The sequence below is a fragment of the Anabaena sphaerica FACHB-251 genome (genome assembly GCF_014696825.1).
Classification (GTDB): domain Bacteria; phylum Cyanobacteriota; class Cyanobacteriia; order Cyanobacteriales; family Nostocaceae; genus RDYJ01.
Genome location: NZ_JACJQU010000007.1, coordinates 136,974 through 160,737, shown reverse-complemented (window position 1 = coordinate 160,737; position 23,764 = coordinate 136,974). Strand labels below are relative to the sequence as shown.

The following is a 23,764-nucleotide window of genomic DNA, read 5'->3' as shown; positions in this document are numbered from 1 at the left end:
GAGTTTGTGATACATCACCAAACACTTTCAAAACATCCTCTTATTCTGTAATTAAACTAGGAGAAGTCAGCACGAAAACATCCCTAGTTCCCGGTGCGGGATTTTCTGGTTTAATGGGAGTTGTAAAGTGAAAGAAATCATGATCATTAACTACAACTAGTTCTCCCGGTTGCAAGATTTTGTTAAAAACTGGCTTCTCTTTTTTGGCAGTATATAAATGTGTTTCTCCACCTTGAATATTGTCTCTCCCCACAGAAAATATCCCAATGAAATCAGTTCCATCTTGATGGATACCTTCAGGTGCAGGATTTCCTAAATGACCTGGTGAACAGGTGGTTCTGATTTGATGAATCCCAATTTCTGCTTCCGGGTGAAGTTTGCAAGAATCACTAAATGCTAAAACCAGATTCTTAAAAATCTCTAGTTCTACAAGTGCATCTTCTAATTCTGCAAACTCTCTTTTGATATCACCCAACAAAGGATTATAATCTCGGCTTTGAAATAAATGTCCATGTGAGAGTTTAATCAACTTATTCTCAGAAACCACGACCCGTGATAACCTTCTTGAGCGATATTTGCCCTTAATGTAAGGATCAATAGGTAAATTCTGAAAAAATGCCTGGAAACCTTCAGTATTAATCGAATTTACTTTTCTAAGGGTAAATAGAAAAGCATATTCTAACTCCGTCAAAGATGAGACTTGTTGCATAGGATTTTTCTCCTTGCATTTTGAAATTCTCCCATTTTTTACATGAGAGGGCTGTAACAACTATTATACGCAACTATTCGGGAACTGCCGTAAATTTGACTACAAAACTTGTTAAGTTGGGATATTTAATAAGACCTCCAGCTACTCTGTTGCCTTTCTTTGATAGATATGAACATGAGCTAAAGTAATCAGGTCATCTAGAGAAATGGTCTGATTGGAATCATAAGAATGGACACCAATATTTACAGTTAGGTGAAATGGTAACCGTTGAGTCTGATTGAATTGATCGATATTGGTTTCCACTCGGTTTTGTATCACTTCACAAGTCAGATCATTTCCTTGGATTAGCACTGCAAACTCATCTTCCCCAATTCTTCCTAATGTATCAGAACTGCGGAAACTTCGTTTGAGCAATCTTGCAACTGCAAGGATAGCATCTTCACCGAGTTCATGACCAAAGGTGCCATTAATTTCTTCGAGTCCATTCAGTTCCATGAACATTAGACTAGTATGCATTTGCGATCGCTTGGCTAATCTTAGCTGCTGTTCAGCCAACAGGTGAAAGCCTCGCTGATTATGTAGTCCTGTGAGTTCGTCTGTGAGGGAGAGACGGCGGATTTCTGCTTCCATCGCTTTGCGTTCTTGTATTTCTTTTTGCAAATGGGAGTTGGCATTTTCTAGGGCAGTTGTGCGATCGCGCAATTGTCTTTCTAGTTGAGAATATATCTGTAATTTCTCCATGGCTACCGCTGTACTATCTGCCAGTAATTGCAGCAATTTGACCTCTTCTGTAGTTGCTTGATGCTGCTGTAACCAGTAAGTACCAATCGCACCAATAGGTTCATCAGTACGGATGGGAACCATCGCCATACTTTTGACAAATGTGGTTTGATACACAGCCCAAGAAATCCTTTGATCACTAGATACATCTTCAATAATCGCTGGCTGACGCTTCTGCATAACCCAACCACCAATGCAGGTATTGATCGGAAATCGCTGACCTTTCCAGAGGGGAGCTATAGCATCCTCATCAACGTAGTAAGAAAAGCCATTATCTAATAGCACAAACGTAGCCCCATCAGAATTTGTCAGTTCGCGGACTGCTACTAGCACGATTTTCGTAATCTCTTCTAAGGTATGTGCCAAACATAGGTTTTGAACTACTCTCAACAAACGCTCTATTGACTGTAAATAATACTCAGTACCAGCCATTGGTGATTCAATTTGGATGCACATAAAATTTTTGACCCCAGTATTTTATATAGTTACTCATCTGTCAGCAAAAATATCAAAATATTTTCAGAAATATAATGCCTGTTCATAACCACTTTGATCGTATATTTACTAATAATTCAAATTCATAATTTACATATCCTCATGATTGATTGGCTTTATCAATATCCAAAATTATACACAGGTATTTTACTCAAACGCTACAAGCGTTTTTTTGCTGATGTCGAACTTGCTTCTGGGGAAGTTGTGACAGCACACTGTCCAAATACAGGACCGATGACAGGAGTTTCCAAAGTTGGTAGTCCTGTACAGTTGTCTCAAAGTGATAATCCTAACCGCAAATTGGCTTATACTTTAGAGTTGATTCAAGTAGATGCTCAAGAACTCACTTGGGTGGGGGTAAATACTGCTTTACCCAATCGAGTAGTGAAACTAGCTTTAGAAAAATATCTTTTCGCCGAACTAAGTGAATATAAACATATTAAGGGAGAAGTGGTTTATGGAAAAGATAAAAAAAGCCGGGTAGATTTTTACTTAACAGGAAGTGAACAACAACGCCCAATTTATTTAGAAGTTAAAAATACTACTTGGACACAAGGTAATTTAGCACTTTTTCCCGATACAGAAACCACCAGAGGACAAAAGCATTTACGGGAATTAATGGAAGTTTTACCCCAAAGCCGTGCAGTGATGTTGTATTTTATTAATCGGGGAGATTGTCCAGACTTTGCCCCTGGTGATAGTAAAGACCCTATATATGGTCAGTTGTTACGACAAGCGATCGCCCTTGGTTTAGAAGTCTTACCCTGCCGTTTTGATATATCTCCAGAAGGTATCCGTTATTTGGGTTTAGCAACACTTAAAATTTAAGTTGTGGAATTTTAAAATTTAAATTTTGAAGAGCAAATTAATTATTATCATGGGTGTCTCTGGTTGCGGTAAAACCACCATCGGTAAACTTTTAGCAGATTCATTATGCTGGAAATTTCATGACGCTGACACCTTTCACTCACCAGCAAACATCGCAAAAATGCAGCTTGGTATTCCCCTCAATGATGCCGATAGAATGCCTTGGTTAGAAGATTTACAGGATTATATCAAAAGTTGGCTGCAAGAAAATAAAAATGTTGTTTTAGCCTGTTCTGCACTTAAGGCCAGCTATCGCCAAATTCTCTTATGTGATAGCCGCATCCAGCTAGTATATATTCAGGGGTCTTTTGATGTCATTCAAGACCGTTTGAGAAAGCGTCAAAATCACTTTATGGGTGAAAAACTCCTCAAAAGCCAGTTTAATGACCTTGAGGAGCCAGATAATGCTATTTTTGTTGATGTTGCTGAAGCACCAGAGGTAATTGTAGAGAAGATTAGAAAAGCTTTAAGAATTTATGGGAGTTGATGGGAAGCCAGAAAAGCATCAACTTCAGCCGCAGTGGGTTGGGATGCGATCGCACCTGGTTTAATAGTAGTCAGCGCCCCCACAGCACTAGCATAGGTGATAACTCGTTTTGCAGTTTCTGCATCCCTCAAACTGTGAATACCCGACTGACTCAACTTATGGATAAACCCAGCTAAAAAGCTGTCTCCCGCACCAGTGGTATCGACCACAGGAATAGAAAAAGCAGGTAATTTACCTTCGTTTTCACCTAAACAATAGGCACAGCCATTTTCTCCATCTGTGACTAAAACCCCTTCTAATGAGTTCATTCTGTAAGTAATTGCTCCAGGGTCATTGGTATTAAATAACCATTGAGCTTCTTCTTTAGTCAGTTTGAGAAAATCGAAACGCGGTAATAATGCCTCAATCTTTTGTCGCGCTATATTTGCATCTTGCCAAAATACAGGCCGCCAATTCACATCTAAAATGATCTTGAGATCGTATTGTTCCGCTAATTTCAATGCCTGGTGAATTGCCGCCTCACTTTCAGGATAGGCTAATTCCAAAGTCCCCAACACCAAAAAATCAGCCTCATTAAACAATGAATGGGGTAATTGCTGGGCTTGTAAGCGGGTATCAGCAAATTCGCTAGTATCATATTTACCAAATCCAGCAAAAGAGCGATCGCCAGTCAAATCCCTGACTACATAAACTTGTCGCGTTGGTGCTATGGGATGACGTTGCACACCTGTTGTATCTACACCTACATCTTGTAATAGCTTCACCAGTGTATTACCAGGTTCATCTTCTCCTACTGCGCCAATAAAACCTGCGGGTGTTCCCAGCTTCACCAAAGCACAAGCAACATTAGCAGGCGCTCCCCCTGGGTAGGGAGTCCAAGACTTGACTTCTTCCAGCTTTAGCCCCATTTGATCAGCTAAACAATCAAACAAAACTTCGCCAAGACACAAAACATGGGGATTGCTCATCTCATTTTCGATTTACGACTTGGGATTAGGAATCTGTATAAAATCTACAACAATCTTTATTCCTTTGTCTCCACTTATTCATAGAATACAATAGCAGTTTCTGTCACTAAATATAGTACATGATGCTATTAAATCCGATCATTTATCTCTTCAGTAGCTAAGGAAATTTTTGCAAAATCCCGTGTATTTTAATACTAGTTAGGTTTGTCAAGTCGATTAACTTCCAGATTAAATCCAAAGAAAATATTGACTTTGGTATTACTAGGAACATTTACAACGTCTAGCTCTGAGAGAATCTTTTAGAATTAGAAAGAGTGATTGAGTACATATACCAAGGGAGAAATAAATAAGTCATGGCTGCTAGTGAGTCTGGGACCCCTGTTAGTCTGTCAGACAGAGAACTGCAAATTATCGACTTAGTGGCCGCAGGCTTAACTAACCAAGAAATTGCAGGAAAACTGGAGATTAGCAAACGTACAGTTGATAACCATATCAGCAATATCCTCACCAAAACCAAGACGGACAACCGAGTCGCATTGGTTCGCTGGGCTTTACAGTGGGGAAAAGTCTGTTTAAACGATGTCAATTGCTGTACCCTACCTAACCAAAATGATTCAACCATTGGTTAGTTGATTACTATTAATCGCTGTGGATGCTGAAAAGTCAATTTTGAGGTTTACTGATTGTTCTCCTCCTCACCTCTATTTTTCAGTGTGAACCTCTACCACAAGTTCCGTAATTTTCACTTAGTAAGAGTTGATGCTAAGGAAATCAACCAATTTTTGGTATCGGAACCTATAATCAGAATTCCTCTTTCGATTCAGCACCACAGACTACCGAGGAAAAGATCAAAGAATCTATAAACTTCTTGCAGAAGTCCGGGAAAAGCTCAGGGAAAAGGTGTAATTTTATTTACTCTTTACCCTTTACCCTTTTCTCAAATATATAGCAGTTCCCATGCTCGTGAGGTACAAAGTTTTTTAGTTTTAGGGAACAGGGAACAGGGAACAGAAAGTGTTCATGAATCATTTAGGATTGCTATATATGTAAAACTATCAACAAAAATTAGCAATAATCTAGTTGTACAAGCGTTAAATTGAAAAGAAATCTATGTTGCTTTATCAGCTTGGGGGAACATGAATACTCCTACTTCTTTTCCAGTTAGCTCATCTCCCTTTAATTTTTTTAACCTTGACTTGATAGCACCATCACCGCATCAAGATAGCGATTTACTCAAACAACTATCTTTTGTGCCTGGGTTACAAGAAATGCTCATGCTGCGTCAGGTTCACGCCTTAGAACACGCTACTGTTTGGGTTTTGGGCGAAACTCAAAGTGTTTACTCTTCTCCTCGAAAACCCACTAATGTACAGTTCGATAACGAATCATTAAGCGGTTTATCCACAGAACAGGGATTTTACCTTTATGGTGATGTAAATATCAGTTATTTGCGGCGTGCGGTAACACTAGCCCAGCATCGTCTCACTAGCGGAGAATGGGATTTAGCTGTCCATCCCCGTTGCGGGACAAATTTATCTGTAGCAATGTTGTTAACTGCTGGGCTTGCTGTAAGTATGTATATAATGCTACCATTTAGACCAATTGAGCAACTCATAGGTTTAGGATTAGCAGCAACTACGGCTTCTGAACTTGCACCGGATTTAGGAACAATCGCCCAACGTTATTTAACAACAGCTATCCCCTTTAACCTAGCCATTGAAAATATCATTCGTACACGGGACACTTGGGGAAGAGAGGCACATTTTGTTAGGGTAAAATGGCGGGAATAATTCATAATTCATAATTCATAATCATGAGAAAGCTTTACTTTTTACTGCCAGGAACAGATGGCAAATTTGCCTGTGGTGGTCTTTGGGCAGAATTAAAAACATTTAATTTAGCTCAAGATATTTGTAGTGCGGAAGTTGTCACCTATCGACAAAGAGAAAAGGACAAACTTTTTCTTGATGACTTGCTGCAAACTAAAAATTTAGATGATGTGATTTTTGTCATTAGCTGGGGATTTGATATTGCTAAACTAGCGCCTAAACTGCAAAAATATAATGTGGTTTATCATGCTCATAGTGCAGGTTATAACTTTAGCCTTCCATCCAGTATTCCTATTATTACAGTCAGCCGCAATACAATGGGATATTGGGGGCAAAAATCACCCAATAATCTGATTTATTATTTACCTAATCAAATTGCTGATGAATTTACAAATTTGCATTTAGAAAGAGATATTGATGTTTTAGTTCAGGCGCGAAAATCTTCTGAATATTTAATAAAACAGTTAATTCCTGCATTAAAGCAAAAGTGTAAAGTCTTTGTCGTTGATTCTTATATTGAAGATTTACCGGGATTATTCAATCGAGCTAAAATATATCTCTATGACTCCGCTGAATATTGGGCGCAACAGGGGGTAAGTGAAGGATTTGGTTTGCAACCAATGGAAGCTCTGGCTTGTGGTTGTCAGGTTTTTTCTAGTGTTAACGGCGGACTTTCTGATTACTTAGATCCTGGATTTAATTGTTATAAAATTGCTGGTTATTCCCTAGAATATGATGTGCAACGAATTCTCAAAACTTTATCATCTCCAGTTTCTTTAACTTTACCATCCGAGATTTTAACAGAGTATCGAACTGAGAATATTATTAAGCGGTTCAGGGTAATTTTATCAGATATTAATGAGTTCTTCGACCACAAAAACCATTACTCGGCTAATATTCAAGATTTAACCCAGTTGCGGTTAACAAAACTATTCATACAGAGAGTGTACGGTAAACTGAAACAGAAATACAGCAGCCGTCAGTAGAGGCTTTGCATTGCGCTTTAACACACAGTTTCCAGCAGTAAAACCCTCCTGGTACAAGGGGAAAGCCAGAACCCAAGCTCCCCAAATTCTCCCAGAAATAGGGGTACTTCAAGAGTGAAAAAGGAAATGTCAGGAAATCTTGATATTACGCCCCCGACCAGAATTAAATGTTATGATTCCATGACAAATTGATCCCCCAAGGGCTGATAAATACGTCAAACAAGCAAAAAACAGTCTTCATACCCCTTGATCACTAGGCATGAATACCTGTTAATATTTCTTTAACAAAAACACGCCGCTGATCCCAAAGAAATGCTAATCATGGCAAAGCTAGGAATCACCAGGTAGTGAATTTCCATTTAAAAACAAACTAAAACACTTATAAACTGGGCAATACCAGAAGTCAGGAATAAGAAATTCATCTGGAATAGATGACATTTTATCAACCATTCTATAACCAGGGGAAGTCATTTACCCTTAAAACTACTGGAGGCCAAATTAATGGCAAAAGAACGCCCGCCGCTAGAGGAGATGACATTAAGGCAGCTTCGTAAAGTTGCTAGTGAGTATGCTATTTCTCGCTATAGCCGAATGCGTAAATCTCAACTGTTGGCATCGATTCAAGAAGTCCAACGCAGCAAAGTATCGCTTAGTCCATCTCGTTCACTGGAGGCACAGGAGACCGTGGAAGCAGCAAAGTTTGAATTAGGTCAGGAAGATCGTACTGGTGGTTCCCTCGCTGATGTCGATGAAGCATTGGCAGATTTACCAGGTGGTTATGGTGAAAGTCGCATTGTGTTGTTACCACGTGATCCGCAATGGGCTTACACATACTGGGATATTCCCAATGATCATAAAGAAGAACTGCGCCGCCAAGGTGGACAGCAACTAGCACTGCGGATTTATGATGTTACTGATATTAGTTTAGAGCATCAAAGTCCTCACAGCATCCAGGAATATCCAGCCGATGAACTAGCCAGAGAATGGTATTTACCCATTCCTGTGAGCGATCGCGATTATGTGATAGATATCGGTTATCGTACCCCCGATGGTGGCTGGTTGGTATTGGCTCGTTCTGCGAGAGTCCACATTCCTCCTGTATATCCTTCCGACTGGATTGAAGATGTCTTCATCACTGTAGACTTTGAAGAAGACTTGCGCGGTAAAACCAAGTATGAATTGGTTCCCCCAGCTAAGAAAATCGCCACTACTGCTGCTGGTGCTGGTGCTGGTGGAAACCCCATTTACGACCAAATCTTTGGTATGGCAGAATCAGCCGAAGCACAACGGGTTGCTGGTTCTCTGTTCGGTTCCATGCAGCACGTAGCCGGTTCTGTACGTCCAGAACAAGTTATCAGTTCCTACGTCTTCCCATCTGGTGTGGGTATGTGGGCAGTTCCCACCGTGTCTGGTTTAACTATGTCCGGTGTGGGTATGTCTGGTGTTGGTTTCTCAGCTTCTGCTGTACCAGTACGTCCCCGCAAGTTCTGGTTAATTGCTGATGCGGAATTGATTGTATATGGTGCAACTGAACCAGATGCAACTGTAACTATTGGTGGCCGTCCTATTAAACTCAATTCAGACGGTACATTCCGTTTCCAAATGTCCTTCCAAGATGGTGTAATTGATTACCCAATTTTGGCTGTTGCTGCTGATGGTGAACAAACTCGTTCTATTCACATGAAGTTTGAACGGGAAACACCTTCTCGCAATACCAATACCAAGGATGAAGCTGTTCTGGAATGGCTTTCATAAGTCTTGAATTTTACATTACGCCATAACTGCAATTTTTAATATTTCCCGCTATAGTAATGCTGTAGCGGGTTTTTTCAGCTTAAAGGTTGTCAAGCCTTCATTCTGACTACAGATTCACAGCTAACTGTCCTTTATTTGTCGCTAAAAGTTTACTATTTAGTAGTTGGGTGTTTGGGACTTATTGCTAAGTTTTACTATCTCAGATGCGATCGCCACATTCAACACCTAAAGCCAAATACCTAATAGCTACCACATAAACAAACCTGCTCAACTGCTACATGGTATCTATTGCGTCTAGTAGGTCTTCTTCAGAGGAGGGATCGATTTTATTTGAGGTAATGTCACGCACACGACCATCACAGTAATAAAATCGGTAGTAGAATACTACTTCATTATCCCAGTATTCTTCTACTTCCTCCTTATTGCTATCTAGTGCCACTACACTATCTAAATCAGTTCCTTTGATTACTGTACCGTCGGTCAGCTTGATAACACCAGACATATTGGTTAACCCCTACACACTTATACTATTTGTGGTATCTTTTACTCGCTGCTTTTAGTCTTGCATTTATGTATACCATATTAGCGTGGTTATAGTAGTCTTAAAGGGTTTTATATGTAAAATATACAAAATAATACTTGATAACTAATAGAATGATAAAGAAACTATGGGTGCTTGCTTGTAAGTACCCTAAAACATCTGCTGTGATTGCTGTTATCCTTGTTGGGATATCACTATTGAGGGACTTAAGCGAATCTAAAAAATTACCAGACATAGCCCCAGAGGTAGCGAGTACACCATTCGACAGTAGCAAATGTAAGGTGTATGCAGTTGGGTTTGTAAGTGGGGCAGTTTTACATCAGTTTAAGACCACAAATAATACATTAGCTTATGTAATGGTTACAGATAGTGAAAGTGTAGTCCGAAACTTTGAACGTAACAATATAAACCTATGGATGACTAGGGAAGACTTCCAGAGAACTGAGTATACCGAGCTTGTCCAAGTATTACCACCAGAAGCTGTGCAAGAGCTAAATCGGTTGATATCCATCTATCCCTATGCTGCTATGGCCACAGAAGCCTTTGCAAGATCAGCACAACCAACCCTGTTTGATTCAGATCGGTGTAGTGTTGATTGATGTTCACCATCTCGGTTTAACGCAATGGTAATACAAATATTCACAGGCTAACCTAGTATATTTATAATACTCAGTATTTCAAACGTTATAAAGTTAGCTTGATTAATTATGGTGGCAAAACCTTCAGAGCTTGGGGGTATCCCCTTTAGAACCCTAAAAGATCGTGATCTTCATATCAGGTCAATACTTAATCAGGGCGTAAGAGTATTAAGTGGACAAGAGTTAGCTTTGGCATTTGATTTACTACTATTACACCCTGATGCTGATAATAAGATAGGTACAGGGGTGAAGCAGATTGAAGTTAAATGCTCAAGACAGGGTACACACTATTGTTTTTGGGTTGTTAGAGAAGACGACTCTATAGATGATTTTAGTTATGAAAAGTGCAAGTCCAAGATGGAGAGATTGATAGAAAAACGAAGGGAATCTGCGTACAGAGAAGCGATCCAAAAGCAGATCACTGATTATCGGTTTTTGGATAGAAAATCTAATCAGAGTTGTGATCATCCGGGTTGCACTTCATCAGAAAAGATACAGGTAGACCACCAGCACCCATCATTTAAAGAACTTGTGAGTGCCTTTGAGAAAGACCAAAACAACATACCCACAGAGTTTGATGAAGCATTGGGAACAATATACAGTAAAAGATTCCGAGAATCTGATAGTGCGTATCGGGAGGCTTGGCAGGAATATCATAAGAAACACGCGACACTAAGGTTACTGTGTAAGACGCATAACCTGACTAGAAAGCGTAAAGAGAATGACTCTTAGCTTTTGTGTATTCCCTTAGATACTGACTAGCATTCTATGACTTACAAAGTTCTCAGAAATCGAAATCATACATAGGACTATCATCTGTAAGACCCTCTGGGTAGCCAGACGACTGCATTACCCGCTATAGTAATGCTGTAGCGATTTTTTAATGCAGGAGGCAGAAGGCAGAAGTAAAATATTTTTGTTGTCATAAAAATTCTTTGTAAGTCTGTATGTTTATAAATAAATTGAATTTAATACCTCTCTCCAAACCTCTCTCCTACAAAGAGAGAGGCTTTGAGTTTTCTTTCTCTTTATTGATTTCCATCATTACCACAGGTTTATTATTAGGTAGTCAGGATATGGTAGCGAATTCAGCCCCAAAACTATCTGCTAATTGTCCCGGTAATAATTCACAGTTTAGTATTGAATTTTTTAAGACTAATAATAAAGGTGAAAGATATTCTAAAGGCATCAATCATGTAATTCTCTTTAATCCTAAATCCCCAAGTTTAGATTTTAAGGTAAATGTGGGTTTAGCTCATAAAATATATGCTAAAGATGCTAGGGGGAATTTTAGAAGAGAATACATTCCTAAATATTTTAGTCAATTGATAGCTGATGAAAATTCTAAGTTAAATGGTAAATCACCCATTGCTGCGATTAATGCTGATTATATAGATACTGTGAATAAACCCCAAGGTTTAAATATTTCTCGTGGTGTAGAATATTCTGGTGCTTTTAAAACTAAACGTTCTTCTTTTGGGATATCTGGAGGAAACCCAAGGGAACGTATCGCTACTATTGATACGGGAAGAAGAGGAGCAAATTTTCTTAATTATAATCTGGTAGGAGGTAATGGCAGATTTTACCGTCAAGGTAATTTTAAAGATATTTGTAAAGCTTTAGGTGAGTTTGCTTGTAAGGGTGCAACTAATCGCTCTATGGTAGCAACTACAAGTAAAGGTTATGTGATTCTGTTAGTTAATGATGTGAAAGCTAATTCTAGTATTCAAACTTCTACTATTAATAAAGAGTTGCTACCAAGTCAGTTTGATGATGTGTTAACAGGAATTGCGAGAAATAATTGTTTGGGGAGAATTCAAGAGGGGATGTTGTTTGATGGAGGGATGTCTCCGGGGTTGTTTTATAATAATCAGGTTTATGTGGAAAACTTTGGTCCAATTGGTTCGGTGTTTTTGATTTATAAGAAGTGAACGAGAGTTATATTTCTAGTATGGAGATCGCACTTCCATTACCCCAGCAGAAAGGCGATTCCTACGGAGTGCTATCTCTATTCCTTCGGTCCCGTCAGGGATACGCTATTGTACCTCCCACATCCCTACAAAACATTTGATAAAAATTGACAATATTTGCCATAATCAAAGAATCAGAAATATAAAAACTTATTAGCTATGACTACAGTAAATATTTCTCTTCCCGATTCTATGCGGGACTTTATCAATGAACAAGTTGCAAAAGGTGGCTACAGTACCACAAGTGAATACATTCGACATTTGATTCGTCAAGACTTAGAAAGGGTGGCACAAACAAGACTAGAAACATTACTATTAGAAGGCTTAGATAGCGGTGAAGCGATTGAGATTACGGATGAGTGGTGGGAACAAAAACGCACTCAGCTTCTTGAGAGACTCCGCAAGTAATAGCAATGACTAGACGAATTGTAATTAGACCAAAGGCTAGTGTTGACCTTGATGAACAGTTTGCTTATATTGCCCAGAGTAATTTTGATGCAGTATTAAGTTTTTTTGATGCTACAAGGCAGACTTTTTCACAATTAGCACAACTGCCTGGTATTGGTAGTATTTATAATGTTAAAAATCCACGTTTAGTTGGTTTGCGGAAGTGGGGAGTTAGAGGATTTGAAAAGCATCTAATTTTTTATTTAGAAGGGGATGAATATATTGAAATTGTCCGGTTAATTCATGCTGCACGGGATATTTTACAAATTTTAGCAGCAGAAGAATAGTTGATGTATCAAAAAACTCTCTTATTTTCCCTGATTAATAATCAAATCTTATTCTAAAATAACTTTTAAATAAGTTTTTTATCAAAAAATTTTTTATTTTTAGGGTTCACGGGGCGGCTGCTGTGGTAAGATAGTTTTATCAATATAATGGAGTGTAAGCAAAATTTTTATCGAGGCACGCATTCCCATTATAAAAATATCACTTCTAGAGGAAAAAGTCAATCGGTTGACACCCCAAAAAACGAAATTTTTTTTGAATTTTTGAATTTTTTTTAACTTTTATTTAATTTTTGTGAAGCTTGGAGAAAATCGGCAGCGGGATTTCAGATAAAAAAATCATAACACAAAAAACATCCTGTAAATCCTGATTCAGAGAAACGGATATTACTATTTTTCGTATTGTTCATAAGCAGCAACAATTCGCTGAACTAAAGGATGACGGACAACATCTTTTTGGGTAAATTCACAAAAAGCTATGCCTTCAACGTGTTTCAAAATTTGTAAAGCTACTGTTAACCCTGATTGTTGGTGCATTGGTAAATCGGTTTGTGTGATGTCACCTGTAATCACCATGCGTGAACCAAAACCCAAGCGAGTTAAAACCATCTTCATCTGGGCTGGTGTGGTATTTTGGGCTTCATCAACAATCACAAAAGCGTTATTTAAAGTTCGTCCCCGCATATATGCCAATGGTGCAACTTCAATCACACCACGTTCCATTAAATTAGGTACTTTTTCGGGGTCGATAAATTCATTGATGGCATCATAAAGAGGACGGAGATAAGGATTAACTTTTTGTTGCAAGTCTCCTGGCAAAAATCCCAGTTTTTCCCCTGCTTCCACCGCAGGACGAGTTAAAATGAGTCTTTCAAATTGATTAGATAGCAGTTCTTGAACCGCGACGACAACAGCGAGATAGGTTTTACCGGTTCCCGCAGGACCAATACCAAAGGTGAGATCACGTTTGCGGATAGCTTCAATATATTGTTTTTGACGGAAGGTTTTAGCGCGGACTTCTTGACCACGACGACTTTTAGCGAGGATATCTCGTTGTAGGTCTTGTAGTTCACCTTGGCGATCGCTCTCTAATGCCTGACGGGCTGTTAAAATATCAGCAGTTGATATATTATTGCCTTTACTCCAGAGATTTTCCAGCGATCGCACTAATCGCACTGCCAGATCAACCTGCTTTTCTGTACCAGCAATTAGCAGATCCTGTCCACGCAGAACCAAGTTAGCTCCTGTTTGTTGAGATAGAAACTTGAGATTTGCTTCCCCATATCCGGCCAGAGCGATCGCACTGGGAATATTAGGCAGCTGAATTGTTAAAGCACCTGCCATAGTTTTTTAATAATTAAGTGAGGAGCAGTTTTTGATCAAGGTGATATTTTTCTGAAACAGCGAGCAAAATAATTTGGGAATTTTTTTAAATCTTTATTAAGAATTTACAATATTTTAACCTAAAATATACTGAAAAAATCAGTCATCTGAAAATCCTTAAACCAATGGAAAGCCGAGACACTGATTAAATAGGGTTTGCTGAAAAAGTTGTCTGTGAGGTTAGGGAACTCTTAACAGGGAACAGGGAACAGTTTCAGCCATCTGGATATCCTCAATTTCCCATATCCGACAAGGAAAAATGCAACTGTTTTGAGACTCCATAAGCCAAAACCTTGCACTTTTTTGTTCTAAAAATTCGCAAAACCCTTATTAATAAACAGTTTTAGTTTTATTCAGCAAGCCCTAAATAAGTCTATTCCCATTTAAAATCCCAAATCCCAAATCCTCTTGATTTTGAGAATAGGCTGGCAACAAATGTCTATACTTTACCGACAACTCCGTTATAACAACGAGAGATTCCGAAAAAATTGGACAATGTTGTTGCCACCTGTCTCCATCTTTCCCAGAACTGCTTACTGGCTGAGTCTCCTCAAAAATACCAGTTTAGACCTAGCGGAAGCGTGGTTTAGCAACAGGTCTGGGTATGTCTCCACTTCTTTCTCTCGATTTTGGTGGGGGTATTCTTTCTTCCTGTTCTTCATCAAAAGACATCCCATCCCGACTTTGGGAATTGTTGCCATAGATGTCCAGGTATACTGATTGCCCAGCCAATTCTGCTGCTGCGGCAATTACCGTGCGAATTGCCTGAATATTGCGTCCCCCCCGGCCAAAGACTTTTCCTTTGTCTATAGGGTCAAAAGCGATGCGAATCCAAGCCCGTTTGAGGGTGTGAGACATTTCACAATCGACACTTAAAGACTCTGGAGATTCTAAAAACGGCTGCACAAGAAACTTCACCAGCCCAACATAGTTAGGACTGGCTGCTGGTAACTTCGTCTCAAGCTTATGATGCGGCGTTTGCACTGACTTGTTCAAAAACATTAGCTTTTACTAGGATGCGACGAACGGTGTCCGTGGGTTGAGCGCCTTGCTGTAGTCGCTTGACGATGCCGGGAACATCTAGTCGCACTTCATCAGTTCTGGGGTTGTAAAATCCTAGTTCTTCTAGGGGACGACCATCACGACGGGATAGGTCGTTAATAGCAATAATGCGGTAACTTGCTTCCCGCTTTTTACCAAATCGCTTCAAGCGCAGTTTGATCATTTTGAGAAATTGTTCTCCTGTTTGTAGGCAGTGATTTTGTGAATGAAATGATAATTCTAGCACTTGCTAGGCATGAACGGCTATTGGTCAGTTGTCAGTTGTCATTGGGCATTGGGTTATTAATCTCCCGCTACACCCTATTCCCTTCTTACTGTCACCTGTCACCTGTCACCTATCACCTAAAGAGTGCCAAAGCCTTTTTTCTTTTTCTCTTTCTTTTTCTTTTTCGCAGGTGCTGCGCCGCCGGGATAACCACGCCAACCGGGTGCAGGTCCATTTCCGCCTGCGGCTAGGGGGTTGCCCATACCGCCACCAAACATTCCTGGCATACCGGGGAAGTTTCCTTGACCCATTTGTTGCATGAGCGATCGCATTTTTTGGAAATCTCCCACCAGCTTACTGACATCTGACTCTCTATAGCCAGAACCAGAAGCGATGCGCCGCCGCCGACTCGGAGAACTCGCTAATAAATCGGGATCACGCCGTTCTTGCATGGTCATCGAATTAATCATGGCTTCACAGCGTTTTAGCTGGGTTTCCCCTTGCTTCAACTGGTCATCTGAAAGCTTGCCCATACCGGGAATCAGCTTCATGATGCCACCCAATGAACCCATATTTTTCATCAGGCGCAACTGCTTGAGAAAGTCTGTAAAATCAAACTTCGCTGACAGGATTTTCTCCTGCATTTTCTCAGCATCTGCCAAGTCGATTTCTTCCTGGGCTTTTTCTACCAAGGTGAGAACATCACCCATACCGAGAATCCGGGAAGCCATCCGGTCCGGATAAAACGGTTGTAGCGCCTCGACTTTTTCACCCACACCGATAAATTTAATCGGCGCACCGGAAATTTGCCGCACTGACAAAGCCGCACCACCCCGGCTATCACCGTCCATCTTGGTGAGAATCGCCCCGGTAATGCCAATTTGGTCGTGGAAAGTACGGGTAAGATTTGCGGCTTCTTGACCCGTCATTGAGTCCACTACTAACAGGGTTTCGTCAGGTGCGATAGTTGATTTGATGCGGGCTAATTCCGCCATCATGTCTTGGTCAATTTGTAAGCGTCCAGCAGTATCAACAATCACCGTATTGATGCCTTCTGCCCTGGCACGTTCCACACCTTGACGGGCAATTTCTACAGGGTCAGCATCGCTGCCCATCTCAAACACAGGTACGTCAATTTGCTTACCGAGTGTAATTAGCTGGTCAATGGCTGCGGGACGATATACGTCTGTGGCTACTAACAAACAACTACGATTTAACTTCCGTAAATGTAAGGCTAATTTAGCAGTAGCAGTGGTTTTACCAGTACCCTGTAAACCCGCCATCAGGACAACAGTGGTTTTACCTTCAACTTCTGCTAGGGGAACATTTTCTTCCCCCATCACCTGTACAAGTTCATCGTGAACAATTTTGATAAACTGTTGGTCAGGGCGCACGCCAGCTATTACCTCGGCTCCTTGAGCTTTGGTTTCGACTTCAGAAATAAAATCTTTGACTACCTGGAGGTTAACATCTGCTTCCAACAAGGCGCGACGCACTTCGCGCAAAGCGTCTTGAATGTTGGATTGAGAGATTTTATCTTGTCCCCGCAGTTTTTTCCAGGCAGATTCTAAACGGTCAGATAGTGCATCAAACATAATGTAATTACAACGTAAGTTAGTCAGTGAGAAAGTTTGAACCGCTGGTTTTGCGCTCCAGGCAGAATTTTAGGTAAAGTTTTAACCTCTTATATTACCAGCTTAGTAGTTTTTAACCCAACTGTCGCAACTGGATTGATAAGTGATCATCTGATGCGGAATTCCAAACGAACCGTAGAGAACGCAGAGGACGCAGAGAAATCAGAGTTTGAGAGTTTTTGTGTGAGTTTTGGGTTAATTAACATTGACTGCGAGGAAATAGCCGTTCCAAGCTTTCCTGAAGATGTTTATGAGGATAAATATCTGCTTTTTTGCTCCATATATAGTTGAGAGTTTGTTCATAACTCCAAGGTGGATTTTTATAAAAGCAATAGCCAATACTGATAGAACCACTTCTACCAATTCCGGCTCGACAATTTACTAAAACTTTCTTCCTTTGTTGTACCTGTTCTTCTATCCAGTTGATAGCTTCTAGCAAGGCATGATCAGATATAGCATTGTGCGCTCCATCTATTAAACTCATCTTTTTATAAGTAACAGTAGAACTAGATAAAAAAGCTAAATTGAACTCAGAAGCTAAGTTGAGTACAGCATCAAGTTTCAGCTTTTCAGCCTGAGAAGCGGCGATAAAGTTGCCAACATAAACACCTGGCAGAAACTCAACGTGATTTGCTCCTTGTGTCCAAGTCATAGATGGCGATGGAGGTTCAACTGTGAGATAGCCATTTTCTCCAAAGTTGCCTGCCCATTGCCATTTGTTATCTTCATGATTCAGCCCCAATCTATAAGTAAATTCATACTATCCTGGACTAGTAGGTAAAAAAGAACCTTGAAAAATATATGTATCTTCTTCTCTAGATTGACAAATTAAATCTATACCATGCCACAAACCTTCACTATTAAACTTTGTTAACGCATTTGTCCAAATTTATAAGCGTATTTCTGGTGCTGGGTATTGGCTTTTTAGCTTAACCGTAACCCCGAAACTTTCTAGCATATAAAGAGTCAGACTGTATGCCAAGGGAGGAGAAATATCTTGGATATTTAATGATATCTGTATGTTTTAACGAGTCAAACATTCTGCCTCAAAATTTTGCGAATTCAAGCGTTGCTTAACTTGGGCGAAAACCTGGTAAAAACAAGATTTTCAGCTTTGGTAATTGCTTCTTTCCTAGTCTTTGACGGGAAATGCTCATCGGGGAACTTCCCCCCTCCTATCCTAGCCGCATGGCTACTTGATCAGCATTTCTGGGTTATCAAAGTGAAAAAGGCAATCATAGGCGCTAAAATTGTTCCAGCCTTTGTATTTTCGTGGTTTTGTCCCAGATAAATCAGAGTGCGGTTAACTGCATAAATCCTCACTGTCAACGTCCCTATCCCCAACCTTGGGGAAACAAATTTTGTAATAGCTGTGGCGCACCACTACAGTTATTAGACCGTTATTACCCTATTGAACCCTTGGGATCGGGTGGTTTTGCCCAAATTTATACGGTTTGGGATGTCAAAACCCAAACTGAAAAGGTGCTGAAAGTGTTGGTGGAAGATTCTCCCAAAGCTTTGGAATTATTTATCCAAGAAGCGGAGGTTTTAAGTAATTTCCATCATCCCGGTGTTCCTAAAGTTGATGCTGATGGGTATTTTCAAATCAGTTTGACTAGTCCTAAACCGCACCAGTTGGCTTGTCTGGTGATGGAAAAGATTAATGGGCATAATTTAGAGGAAATTCGCAAAAAGTATCCTCAAGGATGTCCAGAGGATTTGGTATTAAATTGGTTCGCTCAAGCTGTAAAAATTTTACAGGAACTGCACAAACGCCATATTATTCATCGGGATATTAAGCCTTCTAATTTAATGTTGCGTACCCCTTCACCTACCGCACCTCTACAAGCGGAACAGTTGGTGTTAATTGATTTTGGCGGTGCTAAACAATTTAGTGGAGCAATATTGCGATCGCATTCTCCTTCTACACGGTTATTCTCTTCTGGTTACAGTCCACCAGAACAAATTACAGGAGGTAATGTTGGTCCTGCGGCAGATTTTTATGCTTTGGGACGGACAATGATTGAATTACTTACTGGTAAATATCCGCAGGATTTAGAAGATCCTATCACCAGTGAATTACGCTGGCGTAATCAATGCAATATTAACCCCAGACTCGCAGATTTACTTGATGAAATGATACAAACGGATGTGCGATCGCGTCCAGCCCATGCTGCTATTATTCAAAAACGGTTATTAAAAATTGTTCCTGTAGAATCAAAACCAGGGTTTTTTACCCAACTTCAAAACACCATCATCCAAACTGTTACCCAATTTACCCAAGCTGTAGGTAACACTACATTATTCACAGTTCAAGCAATTTTCAAATTCTTATTAGCTTGTTTGGCTACCATTTGGGCGATAATTTTAAGTAGTATCGGCGCTAGTTTGGGAACTATCGCTGGTTTTTTGTTGGCTTATCACACTAAATTAGGTGCTTTCGTTGCAGAATTTATATCACGTCAATTACCCCAATTAATCCCCAATCTTCAACCCTCTAATCCAAAAGAAATTCTCATCTATGCAGTTGCTGGTTTAGGAACTGCTTGGGGAATTACTTTATCAGGAAGTTTTGGACAAAAGCGACGATTTTTAATCTCTGCTTTCATGGGTTTAATTGGCTACAGTTCAGGTTGGATAACTTGGCAATTTATTAAACCACATGATAGCCCCGAAGGCTTAATTGCTTGGATGTTAGTATCAATTTCGATGTTAACTTTGGGTTTAGGTCTTCGCAGCCATTACCTAGCTTATGCTTTTATAACTGCTTTTGGTAGTGCCAATATTGTGGCAGGTTTGATACATTTAGGAATTAAAATTTCATTTATCCATTTTTCCAATCCACCAAGCTGGTTAGAGTTATTGACTTATATAGCTTTTTTGGATTTTATTGCTATTTTAATTAGTCTTTGTTTAGGGTTGAGTTATTATTTGATTGTTCCTTGTTTGCGTTGGTTAGGATGGAGATAATTCGTAATTCATAAACAGTCTGGGAATAAATTCCTAGTCTAATAGTTAAACTCTGTTATAGCAGGGAACAGGGAACAGGGAACAGAGTTGAAAGTCTTTTAGTGTATGGATTTTTGACGTTAATTGTGTCTCTCATTCAAGTGCATACCGCTATAAAACGGACTAAAAGCTTTCCTGGTTGTCAGCTAAATTTGATCAATTTTATCAAACTCTTGTGGTGCGAGCATCTTAGCAGTCCTAATTATACATATTAAATATAGAAAAGTTTACAAATATCCTTATCGGGTTTATGCGTAAAATTCAAAGATATGGTATATTTACCTGAAAATAGCTTTAATTGTGTATTAATACACTCATAACAATAGTTAATTTCAGGTAATCAATTATGATAGAATTTGCCGCCATTACTTCCGTAATTAGTAAATACGCTCCGCAAGCTAGTCAACTAATTATTAAACAAGCTCAAAAAAATGAAGCTGTAATCAAAATTCTTCAAGAATTAAAACTCAATCCTACCCAAATTCTTGATGATGTTGATACTGTTTATGGCTACACTCTGGTAAAGTATGGAGTATTTAAGCCAGAAGCAATATTAAACCTGTTTAGAGAGAAAGTAATTAAAGATTATTTCTGGGATGCTTATAGTAATAATGCTCCCTTTCAGTTTGTAGAGAATACGAAAAAGTTTCTTAATCAAAATAGTGAAATAAAAACGCAAATCATCAATGCTAAAATTAACTTCTCGGCTGAATTAGAAGAATTTGGAGAAGCTTTTATTGCTGTAGCTAAACAAACAAAAGCCTCAAAATATCAGCCTTATCCAGATTGGAATTTAGATGTTTATCCTAAAGAATTTAAAGCCTTAATTTTTGAAAAAACTCGCTTATTCTGTGGGCGTGATTTTGTATTCAAAGCTATTAATAAGTTCTTCACAACTCAACCCAAAGGTTATTTTACCGTGATTGGGGATGCAGGTATGGGAAAAAGTGCCATTGCGGCTAAATACGTTTTAGCCACTAAATTTCCCTGTTATTTCAACGTTTTTGCAGAAGGACGTAACAAACCAGAAAAGTTTTTAGCGGGTATCCGTCAACAATTAATTAAACGTTATTCTCTCCAAAATGCAGACAATGCTGATTTAAGAACTTTACTAGAAAAAACTAGTGAAAAACTCCAAGGACAAAAACTTGTCCTTGTTGTTGATGCACTAGATGAAGTAGAACAAGAAGGAAATAGTAATCTTTTAGATTTACCACAAAATCTGCCTGATGGCATTTATTTTTTACTAACGAGAAGACCTTATAATCAAGAAACAAAACGTTTAAATTTATCTCCTGATACTCCTGTATATGAATTGGATTTAACCAAGAGTGATTATACTGCTTTGAGTCAGGAAGACGTAAAAGAGTATCTGCACTTATCTTTGAATAATGAGCAAAAACTCAAAAATTGGATTAATGACCGTAATATTTATGAAGATACTTTTATTCAGGAAATAGCGGTTAAGAGTGAAAATAATTTCATCTATTTGCGTTATTTATTACCGGGAATTGCTGAAGGTAAATATAATGATTTAAGTTTGAAGGGTTTACCCCAAGGTCTGCAAGACTATTATACAAGTCATTGGACAAGGATGGGGATGGATAAAGAAGCCAATGAAAAGAAGGTAAAAATACTTTATATTTTGGTAGAAAGAGGTGAACCCATATCTCTAAACCTGATTGCAGATATTCTAGATGAAGATGAATATGATATTAAAGATGTTTTAGATGATTGGATTGAATATGTCACACCGAAAATAAATGCAGATGAACAGAAAACTTACTATAGTATTTATCATCGCAGTTTTCTAGAATTTCTCAAAAGTCAAGATAAGTTAGGTAAAGGTCGGAAACTGTTTAGAGAAGTTAATAAGAGTATGGCTGATTATATGCTCAAGGAGATGGAATAAATGGGGAGCATTGCCACTAAATTAGCCTCAAAATCAGCAGAATTTAAAAGTTTGTTTTTGGGGCAGTTTCCTGAACAACAGTTAAAAGCGGGAAATGTAGACAAGTGTTATCAAACTCTCACCGATTTTGATTTTATAACTCTCAAAATTCAATATCCTAACTTTGGAGTAGAACCGCTAATCAGAGATTATGAGCTAATTGAAAACTCTGAAATCTTGGATAAATTAGAAGCAGACGAGAAACTAGAAGCTGAACAAGTCAAACCCCTGAAATTAATTCAACGTGCGTTACAGCTATCAGCCCATATTTTGAATGAAGATAATACTCAGTTAGTAGGGCAATTATGGGGAAGATTGCAGAGTTTTGAACAGCCAGAAATTAAGAAATTATTGGATGATGCAGCACAAAGTAAAAGTGAAATTCCGCGATTCCGTCCAATTACAGCTAGTTTAACAACTCCAGGAGGAAGTTTACTGCGTACCCTCACTGGTCATAAACAGGCGGTACGGGCAGTAGCAATTACCCCCGATGGCGAAAAAGCCGTTTCTGGTTCTTTGGACAGCACTTTAAAACTGTGGGATTTGCAGACAGGTAATGAAATCTCCACCCTAAATGCTCATAAAGACCTCGTAACAGCAGTAGCAATTGCCCCAGATGGTCAAAAAGCTGTTTCTGGTTCTTTTAACGGACATTTAAAACTATGGGATTTGAAAAGCTGTCAGCAAATCTCTAATTTGATTGGTTATAGTCACTGGGTAAAATCATTAGCAATTACACCAGACAGTAAAACAACTGTTTCTGGTTCTCATGATACAACTCTTAAACTGTGGGATTTAGAAACAAGAAAGGAAATACCTACCCTAATAGGTCATAAGCACTCAGTAAATGCAGTAGCAATTACGCCAGATGGCAAAAAAGCTGTTTCTTCTTCTCATGATACAACTCTTAAACTGTGGGACTTAGAGACAGGAAAGGAAATCTCTACCCTGATGGGTCATAGCAACGGAATCATAGCAGTAGCTATTAGCCTAGATAGTCAAAAAGCTGTTTCTGCTTCTTTTGACCGCACTTTAAAATTGTGGGATTTGCAGACAGGAAATGAAATCTCTACCTTAATCATGACTGGTCATAATTACCCAGTAGATAAAGTAGCAATTGCTCCTGATAGTTACAAAGCTCTTTCTGCTTGTGTCGAAAATATATTGAAACTGTGGGATTTGAAGACAGGGAATGAAATCTCTACTCTGGCAGTTCATAATTACCCAGTAGAAGCAGTAGCAATCACCCCAGATGGTCAAAAAGCCCTTTTTGCTTATGGTGACAAAATTCTGAAGCTTTGGAATTTAGAGACAGGAACAGAAATATGTACTCTAACGGGTCATAATTACCTAGTAAAAGTAGTAGCAATGACACCAGATGCTCAAAAGGCTGTTTCTGGTTCCTGGGATAATACCTTAAAAGTGTGGGACTTAGAAAAAGGAAAGGAAATTTCTACTCTGACGCTTGATCAAGATTCACTTAGAGTGGCAATTACAACCGATGGCAAAAGAGCCGTTTCTGGTGGGCTAAAAACATTAGCAATTACCCCTGATGGCAAAAAAGCCATTTCTGGTTCTAGTGACAACACCCTGAAAGTCTGGGATTTGGAAACAGGACAGGAACTCTCTACTTTTATTGGTGATAGTCCTATATTTTGCTGTGCTATTTCCCCAGATGGATTAACAATTGTTGCTGGAGAACAATCGGGACGGGTGCATTTCCTGCGCTTAGAATTGCCAGATATGCTCAAGGAGGTGGAATAA

Annotated in this window: 23 protein-coding genes; 14 read left to right on the top strand and 9 right to left on the bottom strand. The window is 39.2% G+C overall.

The window, feature by feature from the left end:
• Nucleotides 1-40: 40 nt before the first annotated feature.
• Both H6G06_RS14425 and H6G06_RS14420 read right to left on the bottom strand, forming a co-directional pair.
• Entirely contained in the window at nt 41-709 is a 669-nt protein-coding gene (locus tag H6G06_RS14425) for a 2OG-Fe dioxygenase family protein (protein WP_190561238.1), read from the bottom strand.
• 141 nt (nt 710-850) lie between these two features.
• Nucleotides 851-1,945, bottom strand: coding sequence for a sensor domain-containing diguanylate cyclase (locus tag H6G06_RS14420; protein WP_190561236.1), 1,095 nt, complete (start codon nt 1,943-1,945; stop codon nt 851-853).
• Between the two features lie 141 nt (nt 1,946-2,086).
• On the opposite strand from H6G06_RS14420, the gene sfsA reads away from it, so the two are divergent.
• Together sfsA and H6G06_RS14410 are read left to right on the top strand one after the other, a co-directional pair.
• On the top strand, nt 2,087-2,812 hold the full coding sequence (gene sfsA / locus H6G06_RS14415) for a DNA/RNA nuclease SfsA (RefSeq protein WP_190561228.1): 726 nt from the start codon (nt 2,087-2,089) through the stop codon (nt 2,810-2,812).
• A gap of 49 nt (nt 2,813-2,861) precedes the next feature.
• Nucleotides 2,862-3,338, top strand: coding sequence for a gluconokinase (locus H6G06_RS14410; RefSeq protein WP_190561373.1), 477 nt, complete (start codon nt 2,862-2,864; stop codon nt 3,336-3,338).
• Here H6G06_RS14410 and H6G06_RS14405 read toward each other — a convergent pair.
• Nucleotides 3,326-4,306, bottom strand: coding sequence for a carbohydrate kinase family protein (locus H6G06_RS14405; RefSeq protein ID WP_190561226.1), 981 nt, complete (start codon nt 4,304-4,306; stop codon nt 3,326-3,328). The two genes, H6G06_RS14410 and H6G06_RS14405, sit on opposite strands and share 13 nt — an antisense overlap.
• Before the next feature lie 353 nt (nt 4,307-4,659).
• On the opposite strand from H6G06_RS14405, the gene pedR reads away from it, so the two are divergent.
• From pedR to H6G06_RS14385, 4 genes are all read left to right on the top strand, one after another.
• Complete coding sequence (pedR, locus tag H6G06_RS14400; RefSeq protein WP_190561224.1) at nt 4,660-4,935, top strand: photosynthetic electron transport-dependent transcriptional regulator PedR; 276 nt, start codon at nt 4,660-4,662, stop codon at nt 4,933-4,935.
• A gap of 507 nt (nt 4,936-5,442) precedes the next feature.
• On the top strand, nt 5,443-6,096 hold the full coding sequence (locus H6G06_RS14395) for a DUF6391 domain-containing protein (protein WP_190561222.1): 654 nt from the start codon (nt 5,443-5,445) through the stop codon (nt 6,094-6,096).
• Nucleotides 6,097-6,119: 23 nt separating this feature from the next.
• Nucleotides 6,120-7,121 carry a glycosyltransferase gene (locus tag H6G06_RS14390; protein ID WP_190561220.1) on the top strand — a complete coding sequence of 334 codons (1,002 nt, stop codon included), beginning with the start codon at nt 6,120-6,122 and terminating at the stop codon, nt 7,119-7,121.
• A gap of 501 nt (nt 7,122-7,622) precedes the next feature.
• Nucleotides 7,623-8,876 (top strand): DUF4912 domain-containing protein, encoded by a 1,254-nt coding sequence (locus H6G06_RS14385; RefSeq protein ID WP_190561218.1) that lies wholly within the window; start codon nt 7,623-7,625, stop codon nt 8,874-8,876.
• Nucleotides 8,877-9,150: 274 nt separating this feature from the next.
• Here the strand turns inward: H6G06_RS14385 and H6G06_RS14380 are convergent, their stop codons facing one another.
• Nucleotides 9,151-9,378 (bottom strand): hypothetical protein, encoded by a 228-nt coding sequence (locus tag H6G06_RS14380; protein WP_190561216.1) that lies wholly within the window; start codon nt 9,376-9,378, stop codon nt 9,151-9,153.
• A 152-nt stretch (nt 9,379-9,530) separates the two neighbouring features.
• Here H6G06_RS14380 and H6G06_RS14375 point away from each other — a divergent pair, with 152 nt between their 5' ends.
• The 5 genes from H6G06_RS14375 (at nt 9,531) to H6G06_RS14355 (ending at nt 12,759) form a co-directional block, all read left to right on the top strand.
• The gene (locus H6G06_RS14375; protein ID WP_190561214.1) at nt 9,531-10,016 is read left to right on the top strand and encodes a hypothetical protein; all 486 of its coding nucleotides are present in this window, start codon (nt 9,531-9,533) and stop codon (nt 10,014-10,016) included.
• Nucleotides 10,017-10,124: 108 nt separating this feature from the next.
• Nucleotides 10,125-10,787 carry a DCL family protein gene (locus H6G06_RS14370; protein ID WP_190561212.1) on the top strand — a complete coding sequence of 221 codons (663 nt, stop codon included), beginning with the start codon at nt 10,125-10,127 and terminating at the stop codon, nt 10,785-10,787.
• A 344-nt stretch (nt 10,788-11,131) separates the two neighbouring features.
• Nucleotides 11,132-11,986 carry a phosphodiester glycosidase family protein gene (locus H6G06_RS14365; RefSeq protein WP_242039705.1) on the top strand — a complete coding sequence of 285 codons (855 nt, stop codon included), beginning with the start codon at nt 11,132-11,134 and terminating at the stop codon, nt 11,984-11,986.
• A 198-nt stretch (nt 11,987-12,184) separates the two neighbouring features.
• On the top strand, nt 12,185-12,433 hold the full coding sequence (locus H6G06_RS14360; RefSeq protein ID WP_190561210.1) for a type II toxin-antitoxin system ParD family antitoxin: 249 nt from the start codon (nt 12,185-12,187) through the stop codon (nt 12,431-12,433).
• 5 nt (nt 12,434-12,438) lie between these two features.
• The gene (locus H6G06_RS14355) at nt 12,439-12,759 is read left to right on the top strand and encodes a type II toxin-antitoxin system RelE/ParE family toxin (RefSeq protein WP_190561208.1); all 321 of its coding nucleotides are present in this window, start codon (nt 12,439-12,441) and stop codon (nt 12,757-12,759) included.
• Between the two features lie 387 nt (nt 12,760-13,146).
• Here the strand turns inward: H6G06_RS14355 and H6G06_RS14350 are convergent, their stop codons facing one another.
• From H6G06_RS14350 to H6G06_RS14330, 5 genes are all read right to left on the bottom strand, one after another.
• The gene (locus tag H6G06_RS14350; RefSeq protein ID WP_190561206.1) at nt 13,147-14,100 is read right to left on the bottom strand and encodes a PhoH family protein; all 954 of its coding nucleotides are present in this window, start codon (nt 14,098-14,100) and stop codon (nt 13,147-13,149) included.
• A 609-nt stretch (nt 14,101-14,709) separates the two neighbouring features.
• Nucleotides 14,710-15,141 (bottom strand): KH domain-containing protein, encoded by a 432-nt coding sequence (locus H6G06_RS14345; protein WP_190561204.1) that lies wholly within the window; start codon nt 15,139-15,141, stop codon nt 14,710-14,712.
• Entirely contained in the window at nt 15,104-15,364 is a 261-nt protein-coding gene (rpsP, locus tag H6G06_RS14340) for a 30S ribosomal protein S16 (protein WP_096566147.1), read from the bottom strand. Before rpsP ends, H6G06_RS14345 begins: the two co-directional genes overlap by 38 nt.
• 179 nt (nt 15,365-15,543) lie before the next feature.
• Nucleotides 15,544-17,001 (bottom strand): signal recognition particle protein, encoded by a 1,458-nt coding sequence (ffh, locus tag H6G06_RS14335; RefSeq protein WP_190561202.1) that lies wholly within the window; start codon nt 16,999-17,001, stop codon nt 15,544-15,546.
• Between the two features lie 238 nt (nt 17,002-17,239).
• Nucleotides 17,240-17,692: a dual specificity protein phosphatase family protein gene (locus H6G06_RS14330; RefSeq protein WP_206754715.1), complete on the bottom strand. Its 453-nt coding sequence runs from the start codon at nt 17,690-17,692 to the stop codon at nt 17,240-17,242.
• A gap of 620 nt (nt 17,693-18,312) precedes the next feature.
• Between H6G06_RS14330 and H6G06_RS14325 the strand changes: the two genes are divergently transcribed.
• The 3 genes from H6G06_RS14325 to H6G06_RS14315 all read left to right on the top strand — a co-directional run bounded on the left by H6G06_RS14325 (nt 18,313) and on the right by H6G06_RS14315 (nt 23,764).
• Nucleotides 18,313-20,010: a protein kinase domain-containing protein gene (locus H6G06_RS14325; protein WP_190561200.1), complete on the top strand. Its 1,698-nt coding sequence runs from the start codon at nt 18,313-18,315 to the stop codon at nt 20,008-20,010.
• Between the two features lie 385 nt (nt 20,011-20,395).
• The gene (locus H6G06_RS14320) at nt 20,396-21,961 is read left to right on the top strand and encodes an AAA family ATPase (RefSeq protein WP_190561198.1); all 1,566 of its coding nucleotides are present in this window, start codon (nt 20,396-20,398) and stop codon (nt 21,959-21,961) included.
• A complete protein-coding gene (locus H6G06_RS14315; RefSeq protein ID WP_190561196.1) occupies nt 21,962-23,764 on the top strand; it encodes a WD40 repeat domain-containing protein in 1,803 nt (600 codons plus the stop codon). It begins immediately after the preceding gene.